We start from the raw sequence: 25,774 nt of genomic DNA, 5'->3' as shown, positions 1-25,774 counted from the left end.
ATGCTGAAGACCGCCGAACGCCCCGACGCCAAGACGCCTGCGAAGAAGGCCGATCCCAAGAACGGCCGTGACGGCCTGAAGGCGGCCTTGGCGCCGCCGAAGATCGTCGCCGCTGTGGATCTGGGCGCGGCCAAGGTCGCCTGCTTCATCATGAAGCCCGACGGCGTGCGGCGCGGAGACCGCACCCTGACCACCTGCGGCGTCGGCTATGTCCAGTCGCGCGGCGTGCGCGGCGGGGCGATCGTCAACATGGACGAGGCCTCCGAGGCCATCGCCCAGGCCGTGGAGCGCGCCGAGAACGTGGCCGGGGTGAACGTCCAGGGCGTGACCATCGCGACGGCTGGCGGCCAGCTCAGCTCGTCGCGGGTCCAGGGCCGTGTCTCCATCGGCGCACGGCCGATCGGCGACAACGACCTGGTGCGCGCGATCCAGAACGCCCTGGCGCAGATCAAGCTGCCCGGCCGGCGCGCCATCCACATCCTGCCGGTGGCCTGGGCCGTCGACGGCCAGGGCGGGGTGCGCGATCCCCGCGCCATGTTCGGCAAGACCCTTGGCGTCGAGCTCCTGGTGGTCTCGGTGGCCGAGACGGTCTTCAACACCCTGGGCGCCTGCGTCGAGCGCGCTCACCTGCAGCTGGACGGCGTGGTCGCCGCGCCCTTCGTCTCCGCCCTGGCGGCGCTGGAGGAGGACGAGATGGACCTGGGCTCGGTCTGCATCGACATGGGCGGCGGCTCGACGTCGGCCTCGGTGTTCCGGGGCGGCTCGCTGGTTCACGTGGAGACGGTGCCGGTGGGCGGCCATCACGTGACGCAAGACATCGCCCGCGGCCTGTCCACCTCCATCGCCGGCGCCGAGCGGATCAAGACGCTGCACGGCTCGGCCATCGCCTCGGCGAACGAGGACCGCGAGATGATCGAGGCGCCGCCCCGGGGCGACGACCCCGGCGCGGGCCCCGTCGTGGCGCCGCGCAGCCTGCTGAAGGGCATCATCGCCCCGCGCGTGGAAGAGACTCTGGAACTGCTCCGCGACCGGCTGAAGGCGGCCGGCGCCCCGATCGAACCGGGCGCGGGCCTGGTGCTCACGGGCGGCGCCAGCCAGCTAGCGGGGGTACGGGAAGTGGCGGTGCGCGTGTTCGACCGGCCGGTGCGCCTGGGCCGTCCGCGGCGGGTGCCGCACCTGGCCGACGCCGCCTCGGGGCCGGCGTTCACGGCCGCGGCGGGCATCCTGCACCGCGCCGCCTTCGGCCCGCGCGAGGCGGTGTCGAGCAAGCAGCTCTCCTCGTCGAAGCTGCGTCGCGAGCCCCTGGACCCCCGGGCCAATCCGGTGGCCAAGGCGGCGCAGTGGCTGCGGGAAAATCTCTAGCTAGCCCTCGATCTCGATGAAGACCGGGTTGGCGTAGAACCACAGGTCCGCCCACGGATCCTCGCCCGCCACGTCCGGCTCGGGCTCCGGCTCCGTCCCGCTCGTGCCGCGCACCCGGATGTAGGTCGACTGGGTCACGTTGCGCAGGGTGTAGGCGATGGAGATCCGCTCGCCGTCGCGCGCCCACTGGCCGGGGCCGAACCTAGCCTCGACGCGGGTGCTGGGGTTGCTGTCCACCGTCCGGTCCGGCGCGGGGCCGGTGATGTCGCCCCGGATCAGGTCGACGCGGCGAACGTCGGGCGACCGCCCGCCGAAGTTGGCGCCGGCAGGGTCGCGCAGGCGGATGACCACGGTCACGTCCGAGCCCCGCGGGACCTTGAGGCGGCCGCCGATCTCGGCGCGCGCGCCGCCCGACGCCGGCTGGACCGTCACGTCCAGCTCTGAGACCAGGTCGCCCAGGGTCACGAACACCCGACCGCTGCGCAGGCCATCCAGGACGTCGTCGTAGGTCCGGGCGGCCTTGACGTAGGTCTTGGAGTATTCGCCCGGCCAGAAGTCGTTGCCGCCCTCGGTATAGTGACGATGGGAGTCCGAGGTGGAGGTCACCCACCAGTTGCGGCCTTCGCCCAGCATGGAGTCCCAGAAGCCGCCGAGGCGGGCGGTCATCTGGTCGAAGCCGCCCATGGTGGGCGCGCGGCGGTAGCTGCCGCGGAAGGTATCGTCCGGGTCGGCGGCCTTCCTGGTGTTGAGGCTCGCCGCCTGGTGACCAGGGGCGCCCTCCATCCCGACGGCCACGTGGGGCGCCGCGTCGTTCCAGTTTCGCAACTCGCCCGGCGAGACGACGCCATAGGCGCCCACGGCCGTCGCGGTGCGGGACGGGTGGTTGGCGATCACCACGGGTGGCGTGGCGATCGATCCCATGTGCGTCAGAGCCTCGGTCATGCGGGCCTCGGTGTTCCAGGCGGGATCGGCCGGCCAGGGCTCGCGCCGGCTGTAGCGGCTCTCGATCCCGAAGAGGTCGTCCCGTTCTGCGGACGTGCGCGGCAGGATCACGCTAGCGTGCTCGGCGCCCGGAACGTCCAGCTCCATGCCGAAGAAGTGGATCAGCCCCGGATGCTGGCGCCGGGAGCGGAGCAACTCCGGATAGGCCTGGTCGCGGTTGATCTTGGAATGGTTCGGCCCGCCGTGATCGGTCGAGACCATCCACGACAGGCCGTGCTTCAGGCCCATGGTCGCGTTGGTGGGAATGGGGTTGCTGGCGTCGCCGGCCTTGACCGGGGCCGGCGGCGACTTGCCGTCGGCGGCCGGCGTCCAGCCGACGCTGAACCAGCTGTGGACATGGTGGTCCCCGGCCAGCCAGCGCCGTTTGGCCGGATCGACCTTGGGCGCGCCCGCCCGCGGCGCGGGGGGATCGAAGCGGTGCGGCCCCTCGTGGGCCACCGCGCCGCCGGCCCCGAGGAGGCCGGCGGCGAAGACGAGGCAGGCCATGCGCGACGGGGCCACGGTGCGTGCGACCCTAGAACGTCGCCCGCGCCACGAGTTGGAAGACCGGCCCGGCCTCTTCGCGCTCCAGTTCGTACTCGTCGAAGTCCCGCGCGCGCTGGTCGGCGATGGTCGTGAACTTGTTGAAGGTTTCCTTCTTCTTCGAGTCGAGCAGGTTCGCGCCGGTCAGGCGGACGACGTAGCGCTCGCCGAACCGCTTCTCGACGAAGACCTCGAGGTCGGCGCCATAGGTAGTGGTCACCTCTTCGCCGATGACGCGGCCGAAAGCGCGGCCCTGCTTGCGATAGGTGGCGCCGAAGGCCGCGGCCCAGTTGGGCAGGTCCTGGATGAAGCCGACATTGAACACGTACTTCGCCTGGTCGTTGAACCGGCGCTTGCCGAAGTCGTCCTTCACGTCGCTGTCGAGCCAGGAGTAGTTGAGGAACACCCCGGTGTCGTCGAGGCCGAAGGCCGTCAGCGGCGTCGAGAGGTCGAACTCCACGCCCCAGACCGAGCCGTCGCCGGTGTTGCGCGGCTGCAGGACGAACGTCCCGGGACCCTCGCTGCCCTCCTGGCCGGTGCTGGCCACCTCGATCAGGTTCTTCACGTCGCGATAGAAGACGTTGACGCCGGCGACGCCGCGCGTGCCGAGGCGGCGCTCGAAGCCCAGGTCCACACCCCAGGCCGATTCCGGCTTCAGGTTCGGATTGCCAAGCAGGTCGTTATCGCCCAACTCGGCTTCCATCAGGGCCGGCGAAATGAAGTTGAAGTTCGGCCGCCGCACGGTGCGCGCCACCGACAGCTTGATCCGGTCGTCCGCCGACAGGTTCCAGCGCAGATGCGCCGACGGCAGCAGGAAGCTGTAGTCGTTCTTGACGTTCCGGGCGCCGGCCGGGGCGGTCGCGTCCTTGATCGTGGTGTCGGTGTTCTCCCAGCGGACCCCGGCTTCCCAGCCGAAGGCGCCCGTCTCGCCGGAGAGCATGGCGAACGGGTCGATCCGCTCTTCCTCGATGGTGTTCACGCCGCCCACGACGGGGGCATAGGCGCCGTACGCGCCCAGGTTCGGTCGCGCCGCCGGCGGGTTCGGGATCGTGACCCGGTTGCGCACCGTGGTGATGTCGGTGTCGCGATCCTTCTTGGTGTACTGCACGCCGAACTCGAGCTTTGCGGCGCCGACGTCGCGCTTGTGCGACAGCTCGCCCGAGAACTCCTTGTCCTCCAGCCGGGTGCGGGTCTTGTCGCCGGTGAAGCGGTCGTCGTCCGGGAACGGACGGGTGTCGCGGAGGTATTCGTACTCCTCCTCGATCTCGTCCTGTTTGTCGGAGAGCGCGGCGTAGCCCAGCTTGAAGCGGGTCTTGCCGCCTGCCATGTCGCGCTCGTAGCGCGCCTGCAGGGCCCAGTTGTCGGTCTGAATATCGACGTTGTTGTTGTTGTAGGTCAGGAAGTCCGCCGTTCCGACCCGGCCCCCGGCGTACTCGTAGGAGTCTTCGTCCTCCAGCCGGTCGGTGCGGACGAAGAAGCCCGACAGCTTCAGCGTCGAGTCCTCCATCTGGACGTCGTAGCTGGCGTTCAGCGAATAGTCCTCGCCGTTGCGCGTGTCGGACTGGATCTCGACGTTGTCGAGCGTGCCGCCCGGCTCGTCGAAGCGCTGGCTGAACTTCTGCTTCGGGTTGCGACGGCCCTGATAGTTGGCGCCGATCACCATGCGACCCGGACCCACCGGCGCGGAAAACACGCCGCCGATCGTCTCGCGCACCCGGTCGTCGCTGAACAGCAGGGCGCCGGCGCGCACATAGCCGCCGTCGAAGGTGTAGCCGTCGCGCAGCACGATGTTCAGCGCGCCGGCCATCGCATCGCCGCTGCGGTTGGCCGAGGACGAGCGGACCACCTCCACCCGCTCGATCAGTTCGGCGGGGATGCGATCGACGAAGAACGAGCGGTCGACGCCGGCGCCGGGGACCCGTTCGCCATTGATCAGGATCTGGGTGTAGCCGGGGTCCAGGCCCCGCAAGCGCGCGCCGTCCGACTCCAGGACGTCCGAGAGGAAGGCCACACTGGGCACGCGCTTCAGGGCGTCGCCGGCGGTGAGAGGCTCGAAGCGTTGGAAGTACTCGAGATCGTACGAGAGGGTGGGGGCCGCCTCGTCGGTGCGGTTGCGGAAGGTGATCTCGCCGGTGACCACCAGTTCTTCGACGGTCTTCGTGCGCTCGGCCTCGTCGGCTGCGGCGTCGGCGGACCATGCGGGCGCCCCAGCCAACAGAGGCGCGAGCGAAGCCACGGCGAAAAGCATCGCCTTTTTCATCTGGTCTATCCCCATCATCGGCCGGTTGACGGAAGAACACGGCCACGCCTATTCGGGGGTCGACTTAGTTTCGTGAAATGATGAGGGCCAGTGATGTTTCGGCGGCAATTGCATGACAGATTGATGTCAGTCGCCGTGGCGGCTTTACTTTTGAGTTCCTGCGCTAGACTTGGGCCAGAAGACGTTTCGGATTCCGCAGGTATGACGGTCGGCGAGGGCAAGCCCGTCCCGGCCGCCGCCGAGACCCCAGCCGTGGGTACCGGGGACCGTGACGCCGCCGACGACCCGGAAATCTGGGTTGATCCGAAGGACGCGAGCCGCGGCGTGATCATCGGCACCGACAAACAGGCCGGGCTCTACGTCTACGACCTGACGGGAAAGCAGCTCCAGTACGTCCCGGGCGGCAAGCCCAACAACGTCGATCTGCGCGACGGCTTCCCGACGGCGCAAGGGGCCCGCGTGCTGGTGGCCGCTTCCGATCGCGGCCGGCCCGGAGCAGGGGCGGCCCTCTTCCTTCTCGATCCTGCGACGCTGAAGCTCAGCCTGTGGGGTGAGGTCCCGGTGGACCTGGCCGAGCCCTACGGCCTCTGCCTGGCCCGGCGCGGCGAGACGTTCCTGGTCATCGTCAACGGCACGGACGGGCAAGTGCGCCAGCACACGGTCGCCGCGGGCCCCGATGGGCGGCCGGTGTTCAAGGAGGAGCGTCGGTTCGCGGTGCCCAGCCAGCCTGAGGGCTGCGTGGCCGACGACGCGACGGGCCGTCTCTACCTGGGCGAGGAAGGGGCGGGCGTCTGGCGCTTCGATGTCGGCGCCGGGCCGGCCAAGGGCGAGAAGATCGCCGTCGCGCCGTCCGAAATGCTCACCCCGGACGTAGAGGGCCTGACCTTGCTGCGCGAAGGACCTGTGACCTGGCTTATCGCGTCCAGCCAGGGAGACTCGGCCTTCGCCGTCTGGCGGGTCGACGGACCCAAGCCCGAGTACCGCGGCCGGTTCAGCGTCACGGCCGCGGGCGCCGTCGACGCAGTGACGGGCACCGACGGCGTCGCGGCCCTGGGGGGACCGGTCGGCGCCTTCCCCGAGGGGTTGGTGGTCATGCAGGACGACGAAGACCATGGCCAGGCCGGGGGCGGCGCAAAGCGGGCCCGGCAGAACTTCAAGCTTGTCGACTGGCGCGAGGTGAAGGAGGCGCTGGGTCTTCGGCCCTAAGCCCACCGGCCCGGCCGCGCTCTATGGACCGTGGACAACCGCGGGGTGCGCCTTGACCGACGCGCCGCGATCCCTGAGTCCAGATGCCGCAGCTTTACTGTTGATTCGCCGGCTCTCCTCTTGGGGTTCAGGCGGAAAAACACGTTCAGCCAAGCTCGACGACCTTACGACTCAGAGTATGCGGTTAACACTCGATTAAGGGTGTCGGCGCGTACTTAACGCATCGTTACTCAGGTGCGTCGGCGAAGGGGTGTCTGGCGCGCTAGACCGCAATTTGGGGAAGGACAGGACGTCCCATGGCCATTTCGCTTTCCGCGCCGCGCGCAACCGAACTGAAGCCTCGGATCGTCGTCTTCGGCATCGGCGGGGCCGGCGGCAACGCCGTCAACAACATGATCGAAGCCGGGCTCGAAGGCGTCGAGTTCGTGGTGGGCAACACCGACGCCCAGCAGCTCCAGTTCGCCAAGACCGAGCGCCGCATCCAGCTGGGCGTGCAGGTGACGCAAGGGCTGGGCGCCGGCGCCCACCCCGAGGTCGGCATGAGCGCGGCCGAGGAAAGCATTCCCGAGATCGGTGAGCACCTTGATGGCGCCCACATGGTCTTCATCACCGCCGGCATGGGCGGCGGCACCGGCACCGGCGCGGCCCCGATCATCGCCAAGTGCGCCCGCGAGCGCGGCATCCTCACCGTCGGCGTGGTCACCAAGCCGTTCCACTTCGAGGGCCGTCACCGGATGCGCCTGGCCGACGCCGGGATCAGCGAGCTGCAGCGCTACGTCGACACGCTGATCGTCATCCCGAACCAGAACCTGTTCCGCGTGGCCAACGAGCGGACCACGTTCGCCGAAGCGTTCGGCATGGCCGACCAGGTGCTGCACTCGGGCGTGCGCTCGATCACCGACCTGATGGTGCTGCCCGGCCTGATCAACCTCGACTTCGCCGACGTCCGCACGGTGATGACCGAGATGGGCAAGGCGATGATGGGCACCGGCGAAGCGACCGGTGAGGACCGCGCCCTGATGGCCGCCCAGAACGCCATCCAGAACCCGCTGCTGGACGAGGTTTCGCTGAAGGGCGCGAAGGCGGTGCTGGTCAACGTGACCGGCGGCCTGGACATGACCCTGCTGGAAGTCGACGAGGCGGCCAACGCCATCTCCGAACAGGTGGATCCGGAAGCCAACATTATCTTCGGCGCAGCCTTCGATCCGACGCTGGAAGGCATGATCCGCGTGTCGGTGGTCGCCACCGGCATGGACGGAGCCTCCATCGCGGCCATCGAGCCCAAGATCGAGCGGCGTTCGCTGCAAGCTGAGCCGCTGCGCGCCACCGTGACGCCGCGCGCCGCGGAACCGGCTACGGCCGAGGCTCTCGAGCCGGTGGCCGCCATGGCCGCCGAGCCGGAGCCGGTCCTGGAGGCCCGCGAGGAGGAGCAGCCCGATATCTTCAGCGCTCCCGCCGCCGCGCCTGTCGCGCCGGCGATTGTCCAGCCCGTGACCCGCATCGTGGATCCCGAGGCCGCCGAGCCGGAGGACGAACCGCTTTTCGCCGAACCGGCCTATGAGCCGCGCCGGCCGCGGGGTGGGTTCCTGAGCATCTTCGGCGGTCGTCCGCGCTACGACGCCCCGCAGGCGCCGGCCGCCGCGCCCCAGGCCTCGGCGCCCGCGCCGCGGACCGCGCCGGCGCCGTCGCGCGGCGGCGCCCAGCCGGTGGAAGCTCAGCAGCAGGTCGAGGACCTCGATCAGAACGAGGACCTGGAAATCCCGTCCTTCCTGCGGCGGCTCGCCAACTAGCGCACGGCGCTCGCAACAAAATTCCACGAAATCGTCACGCCGATGAACGGCGGGACTTGGTAGAACCTCCCGGGGGCAACTCCGGGAGGTTTCCCATGAGCGCCAACCGCATCATCTGGGTCTCGCCGCTGGCCGACGGCTGGGCCGTTCTCTGCGCCGGGATCGAGCCGCTGGTCTTCCGTTCGGGCGGTCGCGCCGAGGCCCAGGCCAAGCGCCTGGCGGCCTGCCTGGCCAAGCTGGGCCGGGCGGTGCAGGTGCGGATCCTGGACCGGGCGCGCAACCTGGTCGGGACCCAGCTGTACCCTGCGGTGTGATTCACCTTCGCGCGGCAAAACCGAGCAAAAACAGTGCTGGGTTGACCGCGTCCGTTAACCAATCCTGAAGCGAAACATTGCGAAACACGAAGTGCTTTGCTGCGTTGCATCAACCAGCTTAGCCAGCGCGTTAGGGGCAAAGGTCGGTCGTCGCACCGCGTTCGTTGCAGGAAGGTCCACCTTGGCCGCGTTCCAACACACCGTCAGGTCTCCGGCCCTGTTCGCCGGGATCGGCGTGCACACCGGCGCCTACACCCGCGTCTCGGTGCGGCCGGCGTCGTCGAACGCCGGCATCGTCTTCGTGCGGACCGATGTGAAGGACCGCGACAACGTCGTGCCGGTGAGCGGCGAGGCGGTGTGCAAGACACAGCTGGGCACGGTGATCGGCAACGACGCCGGCGTGACGGTCTCGACCATCGAGCATCTGATGGCCGCCTTCGCCATGCTGGGCGTGGACAACGCCGTGGTCGAGGTCGACGGCCCTGAGATGCCGATCATGGACGGGTCGGCGCTGCCCTTCGTGCGGATCCTGGACCGCGCCGGCCTGCGCCCGCAGGACGCCGCCCGCGGCTATATCGAGATCCTGGACACCGTCGAGGTGGTCGACGGCGACAAGCGCGCGACCCTGAAGCCGGCCGACGGTTTCGAGGTCGCCTTCGAGATCAGCTTCCCCAGCGCCGCCATCGGCCGCCAGGCGATCGACATGGCCATGGACGGCCAGGCCTTCCGCGACGAGCTTGCCGACTGCCGCACCTTCGGCTTCCTGCGCGAGGTCGAAGCCCTGCGCGCCATGGGCCTGGCCCGCGGCGGCTCGATGGAGAACTGCGTGGTGCTGGACGGCGACCGGGTGCTGAACCCCGAGGGCCTGCGCCGGCCGGACGAATTCGTCCGTCACAAGGCGCTGGACGCTATTGGCGATCTCTACGTCCTCGGCGGCCCGCTGCTGGGCCGCTTCGAAGGCGTACTCGCCGGCCACGGCCTGAACAACGCCGTGGTCCGCGCCCTGCTGGCCCGCCCGGACGCCTGGCGCGTCCGCACCCTGGTCGAGGACCTGCGCGAGGCCGTCTAGGTTGCGAGCAATTCGCAACTGAGGCCTAATGCCGGCAGGGAGACCTGCCCATGCCAGACGACGCCACGGCCCAGCTCGACGCGCTCTACAAGCCGCCGCACCCGCTTACGGTCGCGAAGTGCCTGGACCATGTGGACCCGCACGGCCGCCGCTTCATCTCGCTTTCACCGTTCGCCGCCCTGGCGAGCGTCGGTCCGAACGGCGGCGTGGACGTCTCGCCGCGCGGCGGAGGTCCGGGCTTCGTTCGGGTCTCCGAGGACGGGCGGCATCTGTTGCTACCCGACCGGCCCGGCAACAACCGCCTCGATTCTCTGCGCAACATCGCCGAGGGCGCGGGCGAGGTCGGTCTGATGTTCATGATCCCCGGTGTCGACGATATCTACCGGGTAAACGGCGCGGCGAAGCTGCTGGTCGACGACGCGCTCGCCGCGGAGTTCGAGGAGTTCGGCAAGGTTCCGAGGACGCTGCTGCGGATCGAGGTCCGCGAGGCCTATCTGCACTGCCCGAAGGCCCTGATGCGGGCGGATTTATGGGGCGACAGCCACCGGGTGGACCGCGCCAGCCTGCCGACCCTTTCCGAGATGGTCATGGACCAGCTCGGCATGGCCAAGCCCCAGGTGACCCAGGCCCAGGAGGTCGAAGGGCTGAAACAAACCCTCTGACGCGCCACCGCGCCGCCGTTTGCTCGCCACAAGTCGTAGTGTAGAAGCGACTCTCCGCGTGGGGGCGCGCGCGCTGGTCTTGAGGTGAAGGTGTCGTCGGTTCGAAATTCCACCCGTGCTGTGCTCGTGGTGACTGCTTGCGCTCTCGCCCTTTCCGCCTGCGCCGGCAACAAGAAGAGCAAGCCGCGCCTGGCCTATGAAGAGCGCCCGGTGGAACTGCTGTACGCCACTGGCGCCGATCGGCTGGACCGGCGGCAGTGGAACCAGGCGGTCAACTACTTCCAGGAAGTGGAGCGCCAGCACCCCTATTCGGAGTGGTCCCGCCGCGCGATCCTGATGCAGGCCTACGCGCACTACCAGGGCAACGACTACGCCGAGGCGGTGGGCGACGCCGACCGGTTCATCCAGCTCTATCCGGGCAATCCGACGGCGGCCTACGCCCACTACATCAAGGCCATCTGCTACTTCGAGCAGATCGTGGACGTGAACCGCGACCAGGCCGCCACCGGCCAGGCCCTCAGCGCGCTGCGCGACGTGGTGCAGCGCTACCCGCGCACCGAATACGCCGCCGACGCCCGGCTGAAGATCGACATGGTCAACGACCAGCTGGCCGGCAAGGAAATGACCATCGGCCGCTGGTACCTGCGCCAGGGCGACACCCTGGCCGCCACCAACCGTTTCAAGACCGTGGTCGACCGCTACCAGACCACCAGCCACACGCCCGAGGCTCTGTACCGGCTGGTCGAGAGCTACCTGACCCTGGGCCTGATGGAAGAGGCCAAGCGCAATGGCGCGGTGCTGGGCTACAACTATCCGGGCGACCCCTGGTACAGCGACGCCTACCGGCTGCTGACGTCCAAGGGGCTGAAGCCGGCGGTCGAGCCCAAGGCGGGCGGCGGCCGTGGCATCTTCCGGATGCCGTTCCGGCGCGACAAGGACAAGACGATCCAGCCGCCCGAGGCGACCGACCCGAACGCGGCCGTCCAGGCCAGCAAGGGCTCAGACCAGCGCAAGATCTTCTCCCTGCCCCTGGGCAAGAAGGACGAGAAGCTGCCGCCGGTCGAAGCCACGCCCGAGCCGAACTAGGGCCGCGACGTGGCCCCCGGACGGAACAAAAGCCGTCCAGGCCCTTCTTTCCCGGCTGATTCCATACGATCTTCCCAGCGATGCTGATCGGCTTGCAGATCCGCGACGTGGTGCTGATCGAGGCCCTGGACCTGTCCATCGGCCCGGGCCTCACCGCGCTCACCGGTGAGACCGGCGCGGGGAAATCCATCATCCTCGACGCCCTGGGTTTGGCCACGGGCGCGCGCGGCGACGCAGGTCTCGTGCGGCGCGGGGCGGCCCAGGCCGTGGCCACCGCCGCCTTCGCGCCTGCGCCCGACCACCCGGTCTGGGATCTGCTGGAAGAGAAGGGCCTGGCCTATGCCCGGGACGAGGACCTCGTCCTGCGCCGCACGCTCAGCGCCGACGGCCGCAGTCGGGCCTTCGTCAACGACCAGGCGACCGGCGTCGGCGTGCTCAAGGAACTGGGCGAAGCCCTGCTCGAGGTGCACGGCCAGCACGAGACCGTGGGTCTGCTGGACGCCCGCACGCACCGGCCGCTGCTGGACGCCTATGGCGCGCTGGACGGGCAGGCGCGCGCCGTCGCGGACGCCTGGGGCGCGTGGCGGACCGCCCGGGACCAGGTTTCCGCGCTGCGCGAAGACGTGGCGCGGTCCGCGGCCGAGACCGAGGAGCTTACCTTCCGGCTGTCGGAGCTCGACCGCCTGGACCCGCGGGAAGGCGAGGAGACCGAGCTGGCCGAGGCCCGCGCGGTGCTGGGCGCGGCCGAAAAGGCCCTGGCCGACATCGGCTCGGCCCGCGACACCTTCGACGGCCTGGGCGGCAAGGTGGCGGGCGCCATCCGAGCCCTGGAACGGGCGCGCGAGCGGGCGTTGACCGCGGGCGCGGCGGCGGAGGGGCCCGCCGTTTCCCGGCTGGCGGAGGCCGCCGAAGCGCTGGACAGGGTGCTGATGGAGGCTGCGGAGGCCGAGGCCGCCATCGATGCGGCCGCAGCGGCGTTCGATTTCGAACCCGATCGCCTGGAGAAGACCGAGGAGCGGCTGTTCGACCTACGTGGCCTGGCCCGTAAGCTGAACGTGCCGGTGGAAGAGCTCCCGGCGCTCCGGGTCAAGTTCGCCGAACGGCTGCGCGCGGTGGAATCCTCCGAGGAGAGCCTGAAGGCGGCCGAGGCGGCACAGGCGGCAGCGCGCACTGACTATCTAGCCGCGGCCGGGACCCTCACCCAGGCCCGCCGCGCGGCGGGCGACCGGCTGGCCGAGGCGGTGATGGCGGAGCTAGCACCGCTGAAGCTGGAAAAGGCCCGTTTCCGCGTGGCGGTCGAGCCGCTGGCCGAGGATCGCGCCGGTCCGGCCGGGCTGGACCGCGTGGCGTTCGAGATCTCCACCAACCCGGGCGCGCCCTTCGGCGACCTTGGCGCAATCGCTTCGGGCGGCGAACTGGCGCGTTTCGCCCTGGCGCTGAAAGCGGCGCTGGCGGGCCGGGCGGCAGGCGCCCAGCCGCTGATGATCTTCGACGAGGTGGACCAGGGGGTGGGCGGCGCCGTCGCCGACGCGGTGGGCCTGCGCCTGAAGCGCCTCGCCTCGGCGGCGCAGGTCCTGGTCGTCACGCACAGCCCCCAGGTGGCCGCCCGCGCCGAGGCGCACTGGCGGATCGCGAAAGCCGGGGACGCGGAGCGTATCCGCACCGCCGTCGAGGTGCTGTCCCCCGCCGACCGCGAGGAAGAGATCGCCCGCATGCTCGCGGGCGCCCAGATCACCGACGCGGCCCGGGCGGCGGCCCGCGCGCTGATGGACGCCTGATCCGATCACCACGACGGCCGGGCGCGGGGCGGCCCCTTCCGCCCGCGCGGCCCGACGGGTTACAGCTTGCCGATGGATTCCCCGATCCCCGTCGACGCCCTGACCGAAGCCGAAGCCGTCGAGGAGCTGACCCGGCTCGCAGACCAGATTTCGTCGCACGACATCCGCTATCACCAGCAGGACGATCCGACGATTTCGGACGCTGACTACGATGCGCTGAAGCAGCGCAACCTGGCGATCGAGGCCCGCTTCCCGCATCTGGTGCGCGAGAATTCGCCGTCGCTGAAGGTTGGCGCGGCGCGGTCGGAGAAGTTCAAGGCGATCGAGCACGGCGTGCCGATGCTCAGCCTCGACAACGCCTTCGCCGACGACGAGGCGGTGGACTTCGACGCCCGCATCCGCCGGTTCCTGCGCCTCCCGGCCGATGAGGTGGTCGGCTACACGGCCGAGCCCAAGATCGACGGCCTCTCGTGCTCCATCCTCTATCGGAAGGGCGAGCTGGTTCGGGCGGCCACCCGGGGCGATGGGCGGGTGGGCGAGGACGTCACCGCCAACGTCCGCACCATCGCCGAGATCCCCCACCGGCTGTCCGGCGCCGGCTGGCCCGATGAGATCGAGGTGCGTGGCGAGGTCTATCTGGGCCACCAGGAGTTCGCCGACCTCAACGCCGCCGCGGCCGCTGCCGGGCAAAAGACCTATGCCAACCCGCGCAACGCTGCGGCGGGCTCGCTGCGCCAGATCGACGCCACGGTCACCGCCGCCCGCCCGTTGCGCTTCTTTGCCTACGCCTGGGGCGCGCACACCGAACCCTTCGCGCAGACCCAGTGGGAGGCGCTGCAGAAGCTGAACGCGTGGGGCTTCCAGACCACGCCCGAGAGCTGCCGGGTCGAGAACGCCGGGGGCCTGCTGGAGGCCTATGCGGCGATGGAGAAGGTGCGGCCGCGGCTGGGCTACGACATCGACGGCGTCGTCTACAAGGTCGACCGGCTGGACTGGCAGCAGCGGCTAGGCTTCATCACCCGGACCCCGCGCTGGGCGATCGCACGCAAGTTTCCGGCCCAGCAGGCCCGCACGGTCCTGGAGGCCATCGACATCCAGGTGGGCCGCACCGGGGCGATCACGCCGGTCGCCCGCCTTCATCCCGTGACAGTCGGCGGGGTCGTGGTGGTGAACGCGACCCTGCACAACGCCGATGAGATCGAGCGCAAGGACGTGCGCGTCGGCGACACCGTGATCCTGCAGCGGGCCGGCGACGTGATCCCGCAGATCGTGTCGGTGGTGCTGGATGAGCGGCCGCCGGACGCTGAGCCCTTCGCCTTCCCCACCCGGTGCCCGTGCCCGCTGCGTACCGAGATCGTGCGCGAGACCACGGCGTCGGGCGCCGAGACGGTGGTGCGCCGCTGTTCGGGCGAGTTCGCATGCCCGTTCCAGAAGCTGGCTCACCTCCGCCACTTCGTGTCGCGGCGCGCCTTCGACATCGAGGGCCTGGGCGAGAAGCAGCTGACCCTGTTCTCGGAGCGGGGCTGGCTAGACTCTCCTGCCGACATCTTCCGCCTGCATGAGAAGCGGGCCGAACTGCTGGAGACCGAGCGGTTCGGCGAGACCAGCGTGGGCAATCTGCTGGAGAGCATCGAGAGCCGCCGCCGCATCGCCCTCGACCGCTTCATCTACGGCCTGGGCATCCGGCACGTGGGCGAAACCACGTCCCTGGCCCTGGCCCGACATTTCGAGACGGTGGAACGGTTCGTCGAGACCGCGAAGGCGGCGGCCAATCAGATGGCCGGGCCGATGTACGCCGAACTCTCGGACCTGGACGGCCTGGGCCCGACGGCCGTGTCGGCCGTGCTGGACTTCGCGCGAGCCGGCCAGGCGCTGCTGATCCCGCCGGAGATTTCGCTGGACGCCCATCTGCGGGTGGCGATCCCCAAGCTGAACTCGAAGGCCCGGGCGGCGCTCGCCGCGCGCTTCGGCGATTGGGCCAGCTTCGAGGCCGCCGCGCGCCAGGCGGCCGCGGAGACGCCGGGCGACGCCTTCCTCGAAGTGGCTTCGGTGGATGCCGTAGGCGTGGTGGCGGCGCGGATGGTCGCCGAGTTCTTCGGCGAGGACCATAACCGCGCCATGGTCGACAGCCTGCTGGCCCAGCTCACTGTCATCCCGGCCGAGCGGCCGAAGACCGACACGGCGGTGGCCGGCAAGACCATCGTCTTCACCGGCGCCCTGGAGAAGATGACCCGGGACGAGGCCAAGGCCCAGGCCGAGGGCCTGGGGGCGAAGGTCTCAGGTTCGGTGTCGAAGAAGACGGACATCGTGGTCGCCGGACCGGGTGCGGGCTCCAAGCTGAAGCAGGCCACCGAGCTGGGAATCCAGGTGATGACCGAGGACGAGTGGTTGGCGATGGTCGCGGGCTGATGCCGGGCCGGGCGATCCAGCGAAACCCTTGAGAGGAGTTGCGTATGATCCTGTTGGCGTTCTGGCTCGCCGCGTCATCCGCTGCGCTGAACGATCCGCTGGCGCCGGCCTTCGAGGGCAAGGTCCAGTGCTACCAGCCCGACGCCGCGCGGAAGACCTGTGCATCGATCGGCGCTTATGAGAAGGACGCCGACGGGACGATCCAGAACACGGCCACCGTGCTGCTGCGTCCAGAACCGCGGATCGTGATGCGTAGCCGTGCGCCAGTGGTCGTGAAGAACGGCGCAATCTGCGGGGTTATCACCGAGCGGGATTTGCAAGCGGCGGCGTTCTCTATCGACGGCGAGCCTGCCGACGCGGCCAACGCCGAAGCGCTGAGACGGGCGGTCCGGCCGGGCTATGCGCCGCTGCTGAACCGAGAGGTCTGCACGGCCTATGTTCCCAAGGATCAGGAGATGACCGGTCAGGTGAGCATCGACGGCAAGCGCCAGCCGGCTTTGGATCAGCGCGTTCGCTGGGTGTCGCCGGCCGAGGGCTTCAGGGTCGCGCCTTAGCCCGCGGCCTTCTGGGTCTTGAGCTCGGGGCAGGCGTCCGGCTCGGCGGTCCAGATCAGGCTGGCCACCTTCCACTGTCCGTCCACCTTGGCGAGCTCGAACACGTCGATGCCGCAGTGGGTGGACTTGCCCTCGAGCTTGAACTCGTAGGGCGCCGTGACGGTCGCCATCATGCCGCCGCGAATGGAGACCCGCGGCGCCCACATGGCCTCGTGCAGACCAGGTCTTAGGTTCTTCACGAACTCCTCGACGGTCATCCGCGAGACCTTCGCGCCCCCGCCGGGCGCCGGCCGGATGGCCGTGAAGACGCTGGCGGGCAGGGTGATGGCGGTCACGGCGGCGCCGTCGTTGGCGGCCATGGCGTCGAAGAATCGCTGGGCCGTGTTGATGGCGGCGTTCTCGTCGGGTGTGGATGCGGCCATGGCGGGGCCGGCGAGCGCCAGCAGGGCAAGGGCGGTCGGAATCAGCGGCGTCATGGTGTCTCCTCCGCGCGGGAGGAGACACGGGTTCCAAGCTTCACGCTAGCCCACTGGATAGGCGCGCACGGCCTTCATCTTCCAGCCGTCGGCTTCGCGAACGGCCAGCGAGATGTTGTTGAAGCGGCGCACTTCCTTCCAGGTCCCGTCCGGCTGGCGCTCCTCCACCCGCACCCAGAGGTCGGTGAGGACGAGGTCCGGCGCCACCACATCCTGCCCGCGGAATTCGCTGATGTGCCGCATTGTGCCGGCGCGCTGGGCGAAGGCGCGGGTGAAGTAGGCGCGGATGTCCTCGCGGCCCAGCTGAACCGTTCCGCCTCCGCCGACCAACAGGCTCGCATCGGCGGCGTAGTAGCTGGCCATGCGGTCGGCGTCGCGCGCGTCCCAAGCGGCGTCCGCCGCCTCGCCGAGGGCGCGCAGGGCCCGCACGTCGGCGGGGGAGGGCGGCGCGGCCAATGCGGCGCCGGCGGCGGCCCAGGCGAGGGCCGCAACGAGCAGGGTCTTCATCAAAAGTCTCCGAGCGCCGGCATCCGCGCCGGCGACGGGCTGATGGGGCGGAGCTCGGCAAGGTCGCAACGCGGGTTTCGTGGAATCGCGAACGGTTTCGCCAATGGCAGTGGCGATCAGGGGATGAGGCCGGCCTTCCGCGCGGCCTGGCCATAGGTCCGGCTTACCGGCGCGCGCAGTCCGCCGCGGAGCACCAGGACGTGGCGGTCGCCGTCCCGCTCCACCCGCTCCACGGCGTTGCTGGCGACCCACCACGAACGGTGGACCTGGACCCCCGCGTCGCCCATCTCGCGGACCGCATCGGAGAAGCGGTGATGGATCAGGCTGTCGCCGCGGTCGGTATGGACCCGCAGGTAATGGTCCTCCGCCGCAAGCGCGACGACCCCTGTCCCCAGTTCGGTCGGGAGAGCCCTGGTGAAGCTCGCGGCTTCGACGGCGGGCGCGCGCGGACGCCGCTGCTGGATCATGGTCAGCGGCAGGAACAGCCCCACGGCGATAACGGCCACGCTGCCGTAGGTCTCGGCCAAGGAGCGGGGCGTGAGCACGCCGCCGACCCGCAGTAGCCCCTCTACATAGGCGACTTCAAAGGTCGTGGGGACGGCCCCGAGCAGGGCGGCGCTGCCCGCCTGGGCCCACAACGGCCATCCAAGGAAGCTCGGCGCCCGGCGCAGGGCCGCGAAGAAGGCGGCGGTCTGCGCCCACATCAGGAGTGTCAGGCCGATCCAATAGGCATACCGTTCGGCGACCGACAAATCGCCGTAGGTTCCGAAGGGACCGAGCAGGCCTAGCGCCGCCCCGGCCAGGGCCGCGACCAGCCCGCCCTGCGCCCAGGCTCTCACGCCGGCGAGACCGCCGTGACGATCCAGGTGGCCGATCCCAGCTTCACCCCGTCGGGGCCGTCGTACGGCGCCAGCGCGGCGCGAACGGCGGCGATCACCGCATCCCGCTTCGCCGGGTTCTCGCGCAGCAGCGCGCCCAGCGGCCCGACCCGCAGGGCGAGGGCAAGCGTGGTCTCCAGGTCGCCCGGGCCGATGGCCTCGTCGTGCGCGGTGATGGCGACGTTCTCGAAGCCGGCGGCCGCCAGGATGGCCCGCACGCGATCGGGGTCCGCGAAGGCGAAGGGGCCCGGCGCGCCGGGCTCCGGCGGCGCCGGCGGGGCGTCCACATGGGCCAGGGCCGCCTGCATCGGCAGGCTCATGATCGGGTTCTCGGCCGGCGTGCGCCAGCAGACGAAGGCGATCTTGCCGCCGGGTTTCAAGGCCTGGCGGATGTTGGCGAAGGCGGCGGCGGGGTCGGCGAAGAACATCACGCCGAAGCGCGAGAAGACCGCATCGAATGCGCCTGGCGGGAACGGGTGCGTCTGGGCGTCGGCTTCCAGGAACGTCACCTCGGCCCGGCCTTCCGACCGGCTTCTGGCGATCTCCAGCAATGGGCGCGAGATGTCGACGCCCACGGCCTCCGCCCCCGTCTGGGCCAGGGACAGCGTGGTCTCGCCGGCGCCGCAGCCGATGTCGAGGACCCGCCGGCCGGGGCCCAGATCGAGCTCGGACATCGCGCGCCGGCCGAGCGGCGCCAGTTGCCGATCCAGCGGAGCCTGCAGCTCGGCCCAGGTGGGGCCGGCGGACTCGTTCCAATAGGCGACCTGCTGGGCGTTGGCCTCGCTCATCAGATCGGCGCCGTCACATCGGCGAGCCAGCTTCGCACTTCGGGCTCGAGCTGCGGCCCGATCACCTCGCGCACGCGGGCGTGATAGGCGTCGAGCTGGTCGCGCTCGTCCGCCGTCAACAGATCGCGGTCGATCAGGCGCCGGTCGATGGGGGCCAGGGTCAGGGTCTCGAAGCCCAGCATCGGCCGCTCGCCGCCGGGGATCGGCTCGGCTGGCGTCACGACCTGGAGGTTCTCGATCCGGATGCCGTAGCCGCCTTCCTTGTAGTAGCCCGGCTCGTTCGAGAGGATCATGCCGGGCTTCAGGGCGACGGTGTTGGGCGCCTTGGAGATCCGCTGCGGGCCTTCATGGACGCCCAGGTAGCTGCCGACGCCGTGGCCGGTCCCGTGGTCGTAGTCCAGGCCGTGCATCCAGAGGGCATGGCGGGCCAGGACGTCGAGGGCCGAGCCGGTGGTGCCGGCAGGGAAGCGGATCGCGGCCAGGGCCAGGTGACCCTTGAGCACCAGGGTGAAGCGCTGCCGCATCTCGGCGCTGGGCTCGCCGATGGCGACCGTGCGGGTCACGTCGGTGGTCCCGTCCAGGTATTGGGCGCCCGAGTCAACCAGGAACAGCGAGCCGGGCTCGGCGCGCTTGTTGAGCCGCTGGGTGGGCCGGTAGTGGACGATGGCGCCGTTGGCGGCAGCCCCGGCGATGGTGTCGAACGAAAGGTCCTTGAGCTGGCCCGTGGCCTCGCGGAAGGCCTCCAGCTTGCTGACCGCCTCGACCTCGTCCGGCGGGTTGACCTGCCCCTCGGTGGCCAGCCAGTGCAGGAAGCGGGTGAGCGCCGCGCCGTCGCGGGCGTGGGCGTTGCGCGAGCCCTGGATCTCCACCGCGTTCTTCTGGGCGCGGGGCAGGGCGCACGGATCCTCGGCCCGGATCACGGTGGCGCCGGACTGGTCCAGGGCGTCGAAGTACCACGCCGAGGACTGGGCGGGATCGACCACCACGCTCTTGCCCTTCAGCTCGGCGAGGGCGGCCGGCAGGTCGTCCGGCGTCTCGAGCCGCACCTGATTTCCCAGCCAGGCCGGAAGGTCCTGGGTGACCTTGGCCGGGTCGAGGAACAGCCGGGCGGTGCCATCCTTGTTGAGGATCGCTTGGCCCAGGGGCAGGGGCGAGCGGATGACGTCGCCGCCGCGGACGTTGAACAGCCAGGCGATGGAACTGGGGGCGGTCAGGACCGCGGCGTCCCCGCCCTTGGCCTGTACAGCCTTGCCGACCCGGGCGCGCTTGGCGCTGGAGTCCTCGCCGGAGAATTCGGCCGGGTGCGGCAGCACCGGGGCGATCGGCTGCGGCGGACGCGCCTGGCCCCAGGCCTGGTCCAGCGGGTTGTCGTTGACGGCGACCAATTCGGCCCCCGTCTTGGCGGCGGCGGCCTTCAGGTGGCCGAGCGCGTCGGGGCTGTGCAGGCGAGGATCGTAGCCGATCTTCTGGCCCCGTCCCGTCGCGGCCTCAATGTAGGCTGGCACGCCGCCTTCCACGAGGTCGCGGATCTCGAACAGGCCGGCGTCCACCTGGTCGCGGACCTGAAGGGTATAGCGGCCGTCCACGAACACGGCGGCCTTGTCCCTAAGGATCACCGCGGCGCCGGCCGAGCCGGTGAAGCCGGTGGCCCAAGCGAGACGATCGTTGGCAGCGGGCAGGTATTCGTTCTGATGCTCGTCCTCATGCGGCACGAGGAAGCCGTCGAGCCCCTGAGCGGCCATGGCTTGGCGGATCAGCGGCACGTGCCGGGGGCCGAAGGACGGATCGGTGCTTTCGTCGAAGGTCTGGCGCATGACCGGCATGTAAGCGGTTCGGCCGCCGCGGGCAAAGGGACGAGTGTCGCCCTTATTTAATCCGGGTAAAATTGACGACGGGGGGGCGTTCGACTATGCCATCGGCATGGATAAGCAGAGCCGCCGCGAGGCCATTCGCGACTACAAGGAGAGGAAGACCCGGGCCGGTGTCTATGCCGTGCGCTGCGTCGCCACCGGCGACGTCTGGATCGCGGGGGCGGCGAACGTGGAGGGCCAGAAGGCCCGACATTGGTTCGGCCTGCGCATGGGCAGCCACACGAACAAGGCGATCCAGGCCGCCTGGGCCGTCCACGGCGAGGCGGCCATGGCCTTCGAGATCGTTGAAAACATTGAGGCCGAGGAACTCACGCCCCTCGGCCTCGCAGACCTGATCAAGGCGCGCGAACGCCACTGGTTGGCGGCGCTCGGCGCGAAGAAGGCCGTGGGTTAGTTCACCGGCTCGATCGTGGTCGCCTCCTGCGCGGCCTTCGAGGCGTCGTCGATAGCCTGGTCGGTCCGGGCGGCGGCGGCGCTGGCGGCGCTTTCGGTCGCCGAGGCGGCGTTCTCGGCCGCCTGCTGGGCGGATTGGGCGGCGGTCGTGGCGGCCTGTTGGGCGCTCTGGGTCGCGGCGGCCAGGCTGGCCTCGGCGGCCCCCTGATCGCGGGCGGCCTCGAGCTGGTCCGGCGTGGCGCCCGGGTTGTTCATGAAGAAGAAGACGGCCACCAGGGCGACGATGGCCACCAGGGCCGCCACCCACCAGCCGGCGCCGCCGCTGCGTTCGCGGATCACCACACGCTCGGGCTCGGGGGTCACCGTGGTGCGTTCGTATTGTTCGGACATGTTCGCGTCCTTCCTCTCAAGGCCCTGCTTGGACCGGCGGAAGAACGCCACGGCAGAGGTCGGGTTCCGGCGGTCAGGCCCGTCGCAGCACCAGTGTGGCCCAGGCGTCGCGGTGCAGGCGGCGCATGAGGCGGAAGCCCTTCGACATGTAGGCGGCCAGGACCCGCCGCTCCTGGGTGCGCAGCAGCCCGGACAGGATGGCGACGCCGCCGGGCTTCAGGGCCAGCTTTATATCCTGGGACAGCGCTACCAGCGGCGGGGCCAGGATATTGGCGAACACCAAGTCGTAGGGGCCGTCGTTTCGAACCAGCGGGTCGTTCAGCCCGGAAGCGTGGACGAAGCGGGCGTTGGCCCCGTTCAGTGCGGCGTTCTCGTTGGCGATCCGGACGGAGGGCCCGTCGATGTCGGTGCCGACGGCGATGGGCGACCCCGTCCGGGCGGCGGCGATGGCCAGGACGCCGGTGCCACAGCCCACGTCGAGGACCCGCTCGAAACGGCGCGCCTTCAGCAGGTCGTGGAAGGCCTGTAGGCAGCCGACGGTCGTGCCGTGGTGGCCGGTGCCGAACGCGGCGCCTGCCTCAATGCGGAGGTTGACGGTGCTGGCCGGCGCCAGGCCCTTGTCGTGGGCGCCGTAGACGAAGAAGCGGCCCGCGCGCACAGGAGGCAGCCCCGACAGCGCCATGGCAAGCCAGTCGGCGTCGGCCAGCTTTTCGGTCACCACGCGCAGGGTCGGATAGCCGGCCAGAACCTCGCCGATGGCGGCCTGTTCCTCGGGCGCATTCGGGAAGGCGTCTATCCGCCAGATGTCCTTGTCCTCGTCCTCCTCCAGGATCGAGAAGGTCAGGGCCTCCGTCGCGGGCTCGGCCTCGAGGGCGGCGGCGGCGGCCTCTGCGTCGGCGCGGGGCCCACGGGCGATGATCTGGACAGCCTCTGCGGTCATGGGGCGGAGCCTCTAGCGGCAAGGCGGGCGAAAGGCGAGGGGGATCAGGCTCCCGGTGACAATTGCGGGGTTCCGGCGCGGGGGCCGGGGCGCCTATGATGTGGGCGATGCTGTCACGCCCCCAATCCGAACAGGTGCGCGCCTGAAGCGCCTGCTGATCGCCAACCGGGGCGAGATCGCCATCCGGATCGCCCGCGCCGCCGCCGATCTCGGCATCGAGACGGTCGCCGTCCATTCGCAGGACGACGCCACGTCCCTGCATGTGCGCCTGGCGGACCGGGCCGTCCCGCTGGAAGGGATCGGCCCCCGGGCGTACCTCGACGTTGCCGGGATGGTCGCCGCCGCGGTCGGCGCCGGCTGCGATGCGGTGCATCCGGGATACGGTTTCCTCTCCGAGAACGCCGCCTTCGCCCGCGCCTGCGAGGCCGCCGGGTTGGTCTTCGTGGGGGCTGGTCCCGATGCGCTCGACCTGTTCGGCGACAAAGCCCGGGCGCGCGCCTTCGCGGCCGAGCACGGCGTGCCGCTGGCGGCCGGCACGGGGGCCTCCGCCAGCCTGGACGAGGTGCGCGCGCTGCAGGCCACTGTCGGCGCGATCATGATCAAGGCCATCGCCGGTGGCGGCGGACGCGGTATGCGGACCGTGGCCGCGGGCGAGGATCCGGCCGCGGCCTACGAGACCTGCGCCCGCGAAGCCGAGGGCGCGTTCGGGGACGGGCGCCTCTATGCCGAAGCGGTGATCCCACGGGCGCGGCACGTAGAGGTGCAGGTGGCCGGCGACGGCGCCCGGGCCGTGGCGATCCACGACCGCGAGTGCTCCATCCAGCGCCGCCGCCAGAAGCTGGTCGAGGTGGCGCCGGCTATCGGGCTGGCCGATGACGTCCGGGCGATGCTGCAGGAGGCCTCGGTCCGCATGGCGACGGCCGCCGGGCTGCGCGGGCTGGCCACCTTCGAATACCTCCTGGATGCGGGCGACGGGCGGACGGCCGCCTTCATCGAAACCAATCCGCGGCTGCAGGTCGAGCACACGGTCACCGAGGCGGTGACGGGCCTCGATCTCGTCCAGCTTCAGCTTCGCCTGGCGGACGGCGCCAGTCTGGGGGACTGCGGCCTCGATCAAGGGCCGCCGCCGGTGACGGGCGCGGCGATCCAGTTGCGCGTGAACCTGGAGTGGTTGAGCGCCGACGGGCAGGTGACCAGCGGCGCAGGGGACGTCCTGGCGCGCTACGAGCCGCCCAGCGGCCCTGGGGTCCGGGTCGACGGCTATGGCTACGGCGGCTACCGCACCAATCCGACGTTCGACTCCCTGATCGCCAAGGTGATTGTCCAGGCGCCGACCCTGGCCGCTGCCGCCGCCCGCGCCGGTCGCGCGGCCGCCGAATTCCGGATCGAGGGCGCGCCCTCGACCTTGCCGCTGCTGCGCGCGGTGCTCGAGCGCCCTGAGTTCCTGGAGGGCCGCGCCGACACGGGTTTCCTGGAAGCCAACCTTCCCGAACTGCTGGCGCGCGCCGAGGCGCTGTCGCCCGAGCCCCTGGCTGAAGCAACCGAAACCGCGGGTCGCACGCAGGCAGCGACCCCGCCCGGCACGCACCCCGCCGCCGCGCCGCTGCGCGGGACCGTGGTCAGCCTGGAGATCGCGGTTGGCGAGGCCATTGCCGCCGGCCAGCCCGTGGCCGTGCTGGAAGCCATGAAGATGCAGCATGTGGTCACCGCGCCGGTGGCCGGCCTGATCCACGCCCTGGCCGCTGCGGTCGGGGAGACGCTGGACGAAGGCGCGCCGCTCGCCTTCATACAACCCGGCGAGGACGCCCTGCACGCCCTGGCTGACGAACAGATCGACCTGGACCTGGTCCGGCCGGACCTGGCCGAGGTGATCGCGCGCAACGCCCTGACGCTCGACGAGAACCGGCCCGACGCAGTGGCCCGGCGTCGACGCACCGGCCAGCGCACGGCGCGGGAGAACCTGGACGACCTGTTCGATCCCGGCACCTTCAAGGAGTTCGGCGCCCTGGCCATCGCGGCCCAGAAGCGGCGGCGTTCCATCGAGGACCTTCAGGCCAACACGCCGGCCGACGGCATCGTCACCGGCGTGGGCGAGGTGGGCGGCGCGCGCTGCGTGGCCCTGGCCTATGACTTCACCGTCCTGGCGGGCACGCAAGGCCACTTCAGCCACAAGAAGACCGACCGCATCCTGGAATTCGCCGAGCACTGGAAGCTGCCGGTGGTCTGGTACACCGAGGGCGGCGGCGGCCGGCCGGGCGATGTGGACGTGGGCGGACTGTCGGCATCATCGCTGGACACCACCAGCTTTACCACCTTCGCGCGGCTGTCGGGCAATGCGCCGCGGATCGCGATCAACTCCGGCCGCTGCTTTGCGGGCAATGCGGTGTTCTTCGGCTGCGCCGACATCACCATCGCCACTGAATACTCGAACATCGGGCTGGGCGGCCCGGCGATGATCGAGGGGGGTGGTCTGGGCGTGTTCACGCCGGACGAGATCGGCCCCTCGGCCGTGCAGTACGCCAATGGCGCGCTGGACCTGCTTGTGGCGGACGAGGCGGCGGCGACCGCAGCGGCCCGCCAACTGCTGGGAATCTTCCAGGGCGACGTCGCGGAATGGGCCTGCGCCGATCAGCGCATGCTTCGTCACCTGATCCCTGAGAACCGCGTCCGGGCCTATGACGTGCGCCGCATCATCGAGACCCTTGCCGACACAGGATCGTGGATCGAGCTGCGCGGCGGTTATGGCCGGGGGATGATCACCGGCTTCCTGCGGATCGAGGGCCGGCCGCTGGGCCTGATCGCCAACGATCCGCGCCACCTGGGCGGAGCGATCGATTCCGAAGGCGCGGAGAAGGGCGGCCGGTTCCTGCAGCTCTGCGACGCCTTCGGCGTGCCGGTGCTATCCCTGTGCGACACGCCGGGGTTCATGGTCGGCCCCGACAGCGAGGCGACCGGCGCCATCCGCCGGGGCTCGCGCCTGTTCGTGGTGGCGGCGGGGATGAGCGTGCCGCTGTTCGCCGTTGTGCTGCGCAAGGGCTATGGCCTGGGCGCCCAGGCGATGACCGGCGGCGACTTCTCGGCCTCGGCCTTCACCATCGCCTGGCCGACCGCCGAGTTCGGGCCCATGGGCCTGGAGGGCGCCGTGCGCCTGGGCTACCGCAAGGAGCTGGACGCCGAGCCCGATCCGGCCGCGCGCGAGGCGCTCTTCCAGAAGCTTGTCGGACGCATGTACCAGACCGGCAAGGCGATCTCCGTGGCGCAGGTGAACGAGATCGACGCCGTGATCGACCCGGCGGAGACCCGGGACTGGATCGTGCGCGGCGTGAAGTCCTGCCCGCCCCGGTCCCCGGGCGCCAAGACGCGCTCGTTCATCGACGTCTGGTGATCCGGTCTGCGTGAGACCGTCCGCCGCGGGCTATTCTGCCCAAGAAGTCGGCGCCGCCTGATCAGCCGCTAGGCGTCGCTGGCCGCCGTGGCGGGCGCGGCGGGGATCGATGGCGACGCTGGCGGCGGCCGC

20 protein-coding genes and 1 pseudogene are annotated in these 25,774 nt (G+C 70.4%); 12 read left to right on the top strand and 9 right to left on the bottom strand.

The features are described 5' to 3' along the window. Entirely contained in the window at positions 1–1,362 is a 1,362-nt protein-coding gene (gene ftsA / locus A2790_RS00670) for a cell division protein FtsA (protein WP_293386782.1), read from the top strand. Here the strand turns inward: ftsA and A2790_RS00665 are convergent, their stop codons facing one another. Continuing rightward, positions 1,363–2,865, bottom strand: a complete 1,503-nt coding sequence (locus A2790_RS00665) for a phosphoesterase (protein WP_293386781.1) — start codon at positions 2,863–2,865, stop codon at positions 1,363–1,365. A gap of 13 nt (positions 2,866–2,878) precedes the next feature. Further along, positions 2,879–5,146, bottom strand: coding sequence for a TonB-dependent receptor (locus A2790_RS00660; protein WP_293386780.1), 2,268 nt, complete (start codon positions 5,144–5,146; stop codon positions 2,879–2,881). Between the two features lie 93 nt (positions 5,147–5,239). Here A2790_RS00660 and A2790_RS00655 point away from each other — a divergent pair, with 93 nt between their 5' ends. The 9 genes and pseudogenes from A2790_RS00655 to A2790_RS00615 all read left to right on the top strand — a co-directional run bounded on the left by A2790_RS00655 (position 5,240) and on the right by A2790_RS00615 (position 16,014). Then, a complete protein-coding gene (locus tag A2790_RS00655; protein WP_363080147.1) occupies positions 5,240–6,352 on the top strand; it encodes a phytase in 1,113 nt (370 codons plus the stop codon). A 296-nt stretch (positions 6,353–6,648) separates the two neighbouring features. Next, on the top strand, positions 6,649–8,142 hold the full coding sequence (ftsZ, locus tag A2790_RS00650) for a cell division protein FtsZ (RefSeq protein ID WP_293386778.1): 1,494 nt from the start codon (positions 6,649–6,651) through the stop codon (positions 8,140–8,142). Between the two features lie 95 nt (positions 8,143–8,237). After that, positions 8,238–8,456, top strand: a complete 219-nt coding sequence (locus A2790_RS00645) for a hypothetical protein (RefSeq protein ID WP_068877037.1) — start codon at positions 8,238–8,240, stop codon at positions 8,454–8,456. 181 nt (positions 8,457–8,637) lie between these two features. Next, positions 8,638–9,525, top strand: coding sequence for a UDP-3-O-acyl-N-acetylglucosamine deacetylase (lpxC, locus tag A2790_RS00640; RefSeq protein WP_293386777.1), 888 nt, complete (start codon positions 8,638–8,640; stop codon positions 9,523–9,525). Between the two features lie 50 nt (positions 9,526–9,575). Further along, the gene (locus tag A2790_RS00635; RefSeq protein ID WP_293386776.1) at positions 9,576–10,187 is read left to right on the top strand and encodes an MSMEG_1061 family FMN-dependent PPOX-type flavoprotein; all 612 of its coding nucleotides are present in this window, start codon (positions 9,576–9,578) and stop codon (positions 10,185–10,187) included. Between the two features lie 84 nt (positions 10,188–10,271). Then, positions 10,272–11,081: pseudogene (locus A2790_RS00630) on the top strand (outer membrane protein assembly factor BamD); the annotation flags it as partial. A gap of 272 nt (positions 11,082–11,353) precedes the next feature. Beyond that, positions 11,354–13,051, top strand: coding sequence for a DNA repair protein RecN (gene recN, locus A2790_RS00625; RefSeq protein WP_293386775.1), 1,698 nt, complete (start codon positions 11,354–11,356; stop codon positions 13,049–13,051). 72 nt (positions 13,052–13,123) lie between these two features. Beyond that, a complete protein-coding gene (ligA, locus tag A2790_RS00620; protein WP_293386774.1) occupies positions 13,124–15,460 on the top strand; it encodes an NAD-dependent DNA ligase LigA in 2,337 nt (778 codons plus the stop codon). A gap of 44 nt (positions 15,461–15,504) precedes the next feature. After that, entirely contained in the window at positions 15,505–16,014 is a 510-nt protein-coding gene (locus A2790_RS00615) for a CBS domain-containing protein (RefSeq protein ID WP_293386773.1), read from the top strand. Here A2790_RS00615 and A2790_RS00610 read toward each other — a convergent pair. The 5 genes from A2790_RS00610 to A2790_RS00590 form a co-directional block, all read right to left on the bottom strand. Next, positions 16,011–16,490: a nuclear transport factor 2 family protein gene (locus A2790_RS00610; protein WP_293386772.1), complete on the bottom strand. Its 480-nt coding sequence runs from the start codon at positions 16,488–16,490 to the stop codon at positions 16,011–16,013. The genes A2790_RS00615 and A2790_RS00610 overlap by 4 nt on opposite strands. A 45-nt stretch (positions 16,491–16,535) precedes the next feature. Continuing rightward, a complete protein-coding gene (locus A2790_RS00605) occupies positions 16,536–16,997 on the bottom strand; it encodes an SgcJ/EcaC family oxidoreductase (protein ID WP_293386771.1) in 462 nt (153 codons plus the stop codon). Positions 16,998–17,113: 116 nt separating this feature from the next. After that, positions 17,114–17,836 (bottom strand): LytTR family DNA-binding domain-containing protein, encoded by a 723-nt coding sequence (locus A2790_RS00600; protein ID WP_293386770.1) that lies wholly within the window; start codon positions 17,834–17,836, stop codon positions 17,114–17,116. Beyond that, positions 17,833–18,663, bottom strand: a complete 831-nt coding sequence (locus tag A2790_RS00595; protein WP_293386769.1) for a class I SAM-dependent methyltransferase — start codon at positions 18,661–18,663, stop codon at positions 17,833–17,835. The genes A2790_RS00600 and A2790_RS00595 overlap by 4 nt, the downstream gene beginning before the upstream one ends. Continuing rightward, entirely contained in the window at positions 18,663–20,477 is a 1,815-nt protein-coding gene (locus tag A2790_RS00590) for an aminopeptidase P family protein (protein ID WP_293387044.1), read from the bottom strand. Before A2790_RS00590 ends, A2790_RS00595 begins: the two co-directional genes overlap by 1 nt. Positions 20,478–20,583: 106 nt before the next feature. Between A2790_RS00590 and A2790_RS00585 the strand changes: the two genes are divergently transcribed. Beyond that, positions 20,584–20,928 carry a GIY-YIG nuclease family protein gene (locus A2790_RS00585; protein ID WP_293386768.1) on the top strand — a complete coding sequence of 115 codons (345 nt, stop codon included), beginning with the start codon at positions 20,584–20,586 and terminating at the stop codon, positions 20,926–20,928. Here the strand turns inward: A2790_RS00585 and A2790_RS00580 are convergent. After that, positions 20,925–21,317 carry a hypothetical protein gene (locus A2790_RS00580; RefSeq protein WP_293386767.1) on the bottom strand — a complete coding sequence of 131 codons (393 nt, stop codon included), beginning with the start codon at positions 21,315–21,317 and terminating at the stop codon, positions 20,925–20,927. The genes A2790_RS00585 and A2790_RS00580 overlap by 4 nt on opposite strands. A 73-nt stretch (positions 21,318–21,390) precedes the next feature. Next, the gene (locus A2790_RS00575; RefSeq protein ID WP_293386766.1) at positions 21,391–22,257 is read right to left on the bottom strand and encodes a 50S ribosomal protein L11 methyltransferase; all 867 of its coding nucleotides are present in this window, start codon (positions 22,255–22,257) and stop codon (positions 21,391–21,393) included. 100 nt (positions 22,258–22,357) lie between these two features. Between A2790_RS00575 and A2790_RS00570 the strand changes: the two genes are divergently transcribed. Further along, entirely contained in the window at positions 22,358–25,642 is a 3,285-nt protein-coding gene (locus A2790_RS00570) for a carboxyl transferase domain-containing protein (protein ID WP_293386765.1), read from the top strand. Positions 25,643–25,774: the final 132 nt, after the last annotated feature.

It is taken from the genome of Phenylobacterium sp. RIFCSPHIGHO2_01_FULL_69_31, from assembly GCF_001824475.1.
In the GTDB taxonomy this organism is placed as follows: Bacteria; Pseudomonadota; Alphaproteobacteria; order Caulobacterales; family Caulobacteraceae; genus Phenylobacterium.
Note: the sequence above shows the minus strand (reverse complement) of the source record. Positions and strands in the feature narration are given on the sequence as shown.

Excerpts from the sequence above, each read along its gene's own strand:
- A2790_RS00575 (WP_293386766.1), bottom strand. The coding sequence starts at position 22,257 with ATGACCGCAGAGGCTGTCCAGATCATCGCCCGTGGGCCCCGCGCCGAC.
- A2790_RS00645 (WP_068877037.1), top strand. The coding sequence starts at position 8,238 with ATGAGCGCCAACCGCATCATCTGGGTCTCGCCGCTGGCCGACGGCTGG.
- A2790_RS00605 (WP_293386771.1), bottom strand. The coding sequence starts at position 16,997 with ATGAAGACCCTGCTCGTTGCGGCCCTCGCCTGGGCCGCCGCCGGCGCC.
- A2790_RS00590 (WP_293387044.1), bottom strand. The coding sequence starts at position 20,477 with ATGCGCCAGACCTTCGACGAAAGCACCGATCCGTCCTTCGGCCCCCGG.
- A2790_RS00615 (WP_293386773.1), top strand. The coding sequence starts at position 15,505 with ATGATCCTGTTGGCGTTCTGGCTCGCCGCGTCATCCGCTGCGCTGAAC.
- A2790_RS00655 (WP_363080147.1), top strand. The coding sequence starts at position 5,240 with ATGTTTCGGCGGCAATTGCATGACAGATTGATGTCAGTCGCCGTGGCG.
- A2790_RS00660 (WP_293386780.1), bottom strand. The coding sequence starts at position 5,146 with ATGAAAAAGGCGATGCTTTTCGCCGTGGCTTCGCTCGCGCCTCTGTTG.
- ftsZ (WP_293386778.1), top strand. The coding sequence starts at position 6,649 with ATGGCCATTTCGCTTTCCGCGCCGCGCGCAACCGAACTGAAGCCTCGG.
- recN (WP_293386775.1), top strand. The coding sequence starts at position 11,354 with ATGCTGATCGGCTTGCAGATCCGCGACGTGGTGCTGATCGAGGCCCTG.
- A2790_RS00635 (WP_293386776.1), top strand. The coding sequence starts at position 9,576 with ATGCCAGACGACGCCACGGCCCAGCTCGACGCGCTCTACAAGCCGCCG.
- A2790_RS00580 (WP_293386767.1), bottom strand. The coding sequence starts at position 21,317 with ATGTCCGAACAATACGAACGCACCACGGTGACCCCCGAGCCCGAGCGT.
- ftsA (WP_293386782.1), top strand. The coding sequence starts at position 1 with ATGCTGAAGACCGCCGAACGCCCCGACGCCAAGACGCCTGCGAAGAAG.
- A2790_RS00595 (WP_293386769.1), bottom strand. The coding sequence starts at position 18,663 with ATGAGCGAGGCCAACGCCCAGCAGGTCGCCTATTGGAACGAGTCCGCC.
- A2790_RS00585 (WP_293386768.1), top strand. The coding sequence starts at position 20,584 with ATGGATAAGCAGAGCCGCCGCGAGGCCATTCGCGACTACAAGGAGAGG.
- A2790_RS00610 (WP_293386772.1), bottom strand. The coding sequence starts at position 16,490 with ATGACGCCGCTGATTCCGACCGCCCTTGCCCTGCTGGCGCTCGCCGGC.
- ligA (WP_293386774.1), top strand. The coding sequence starts at position 13,124 with ATGGATTCCCCGATCCCCGTCGACGCCCTGACCGAAGCCGAAGCCGTC.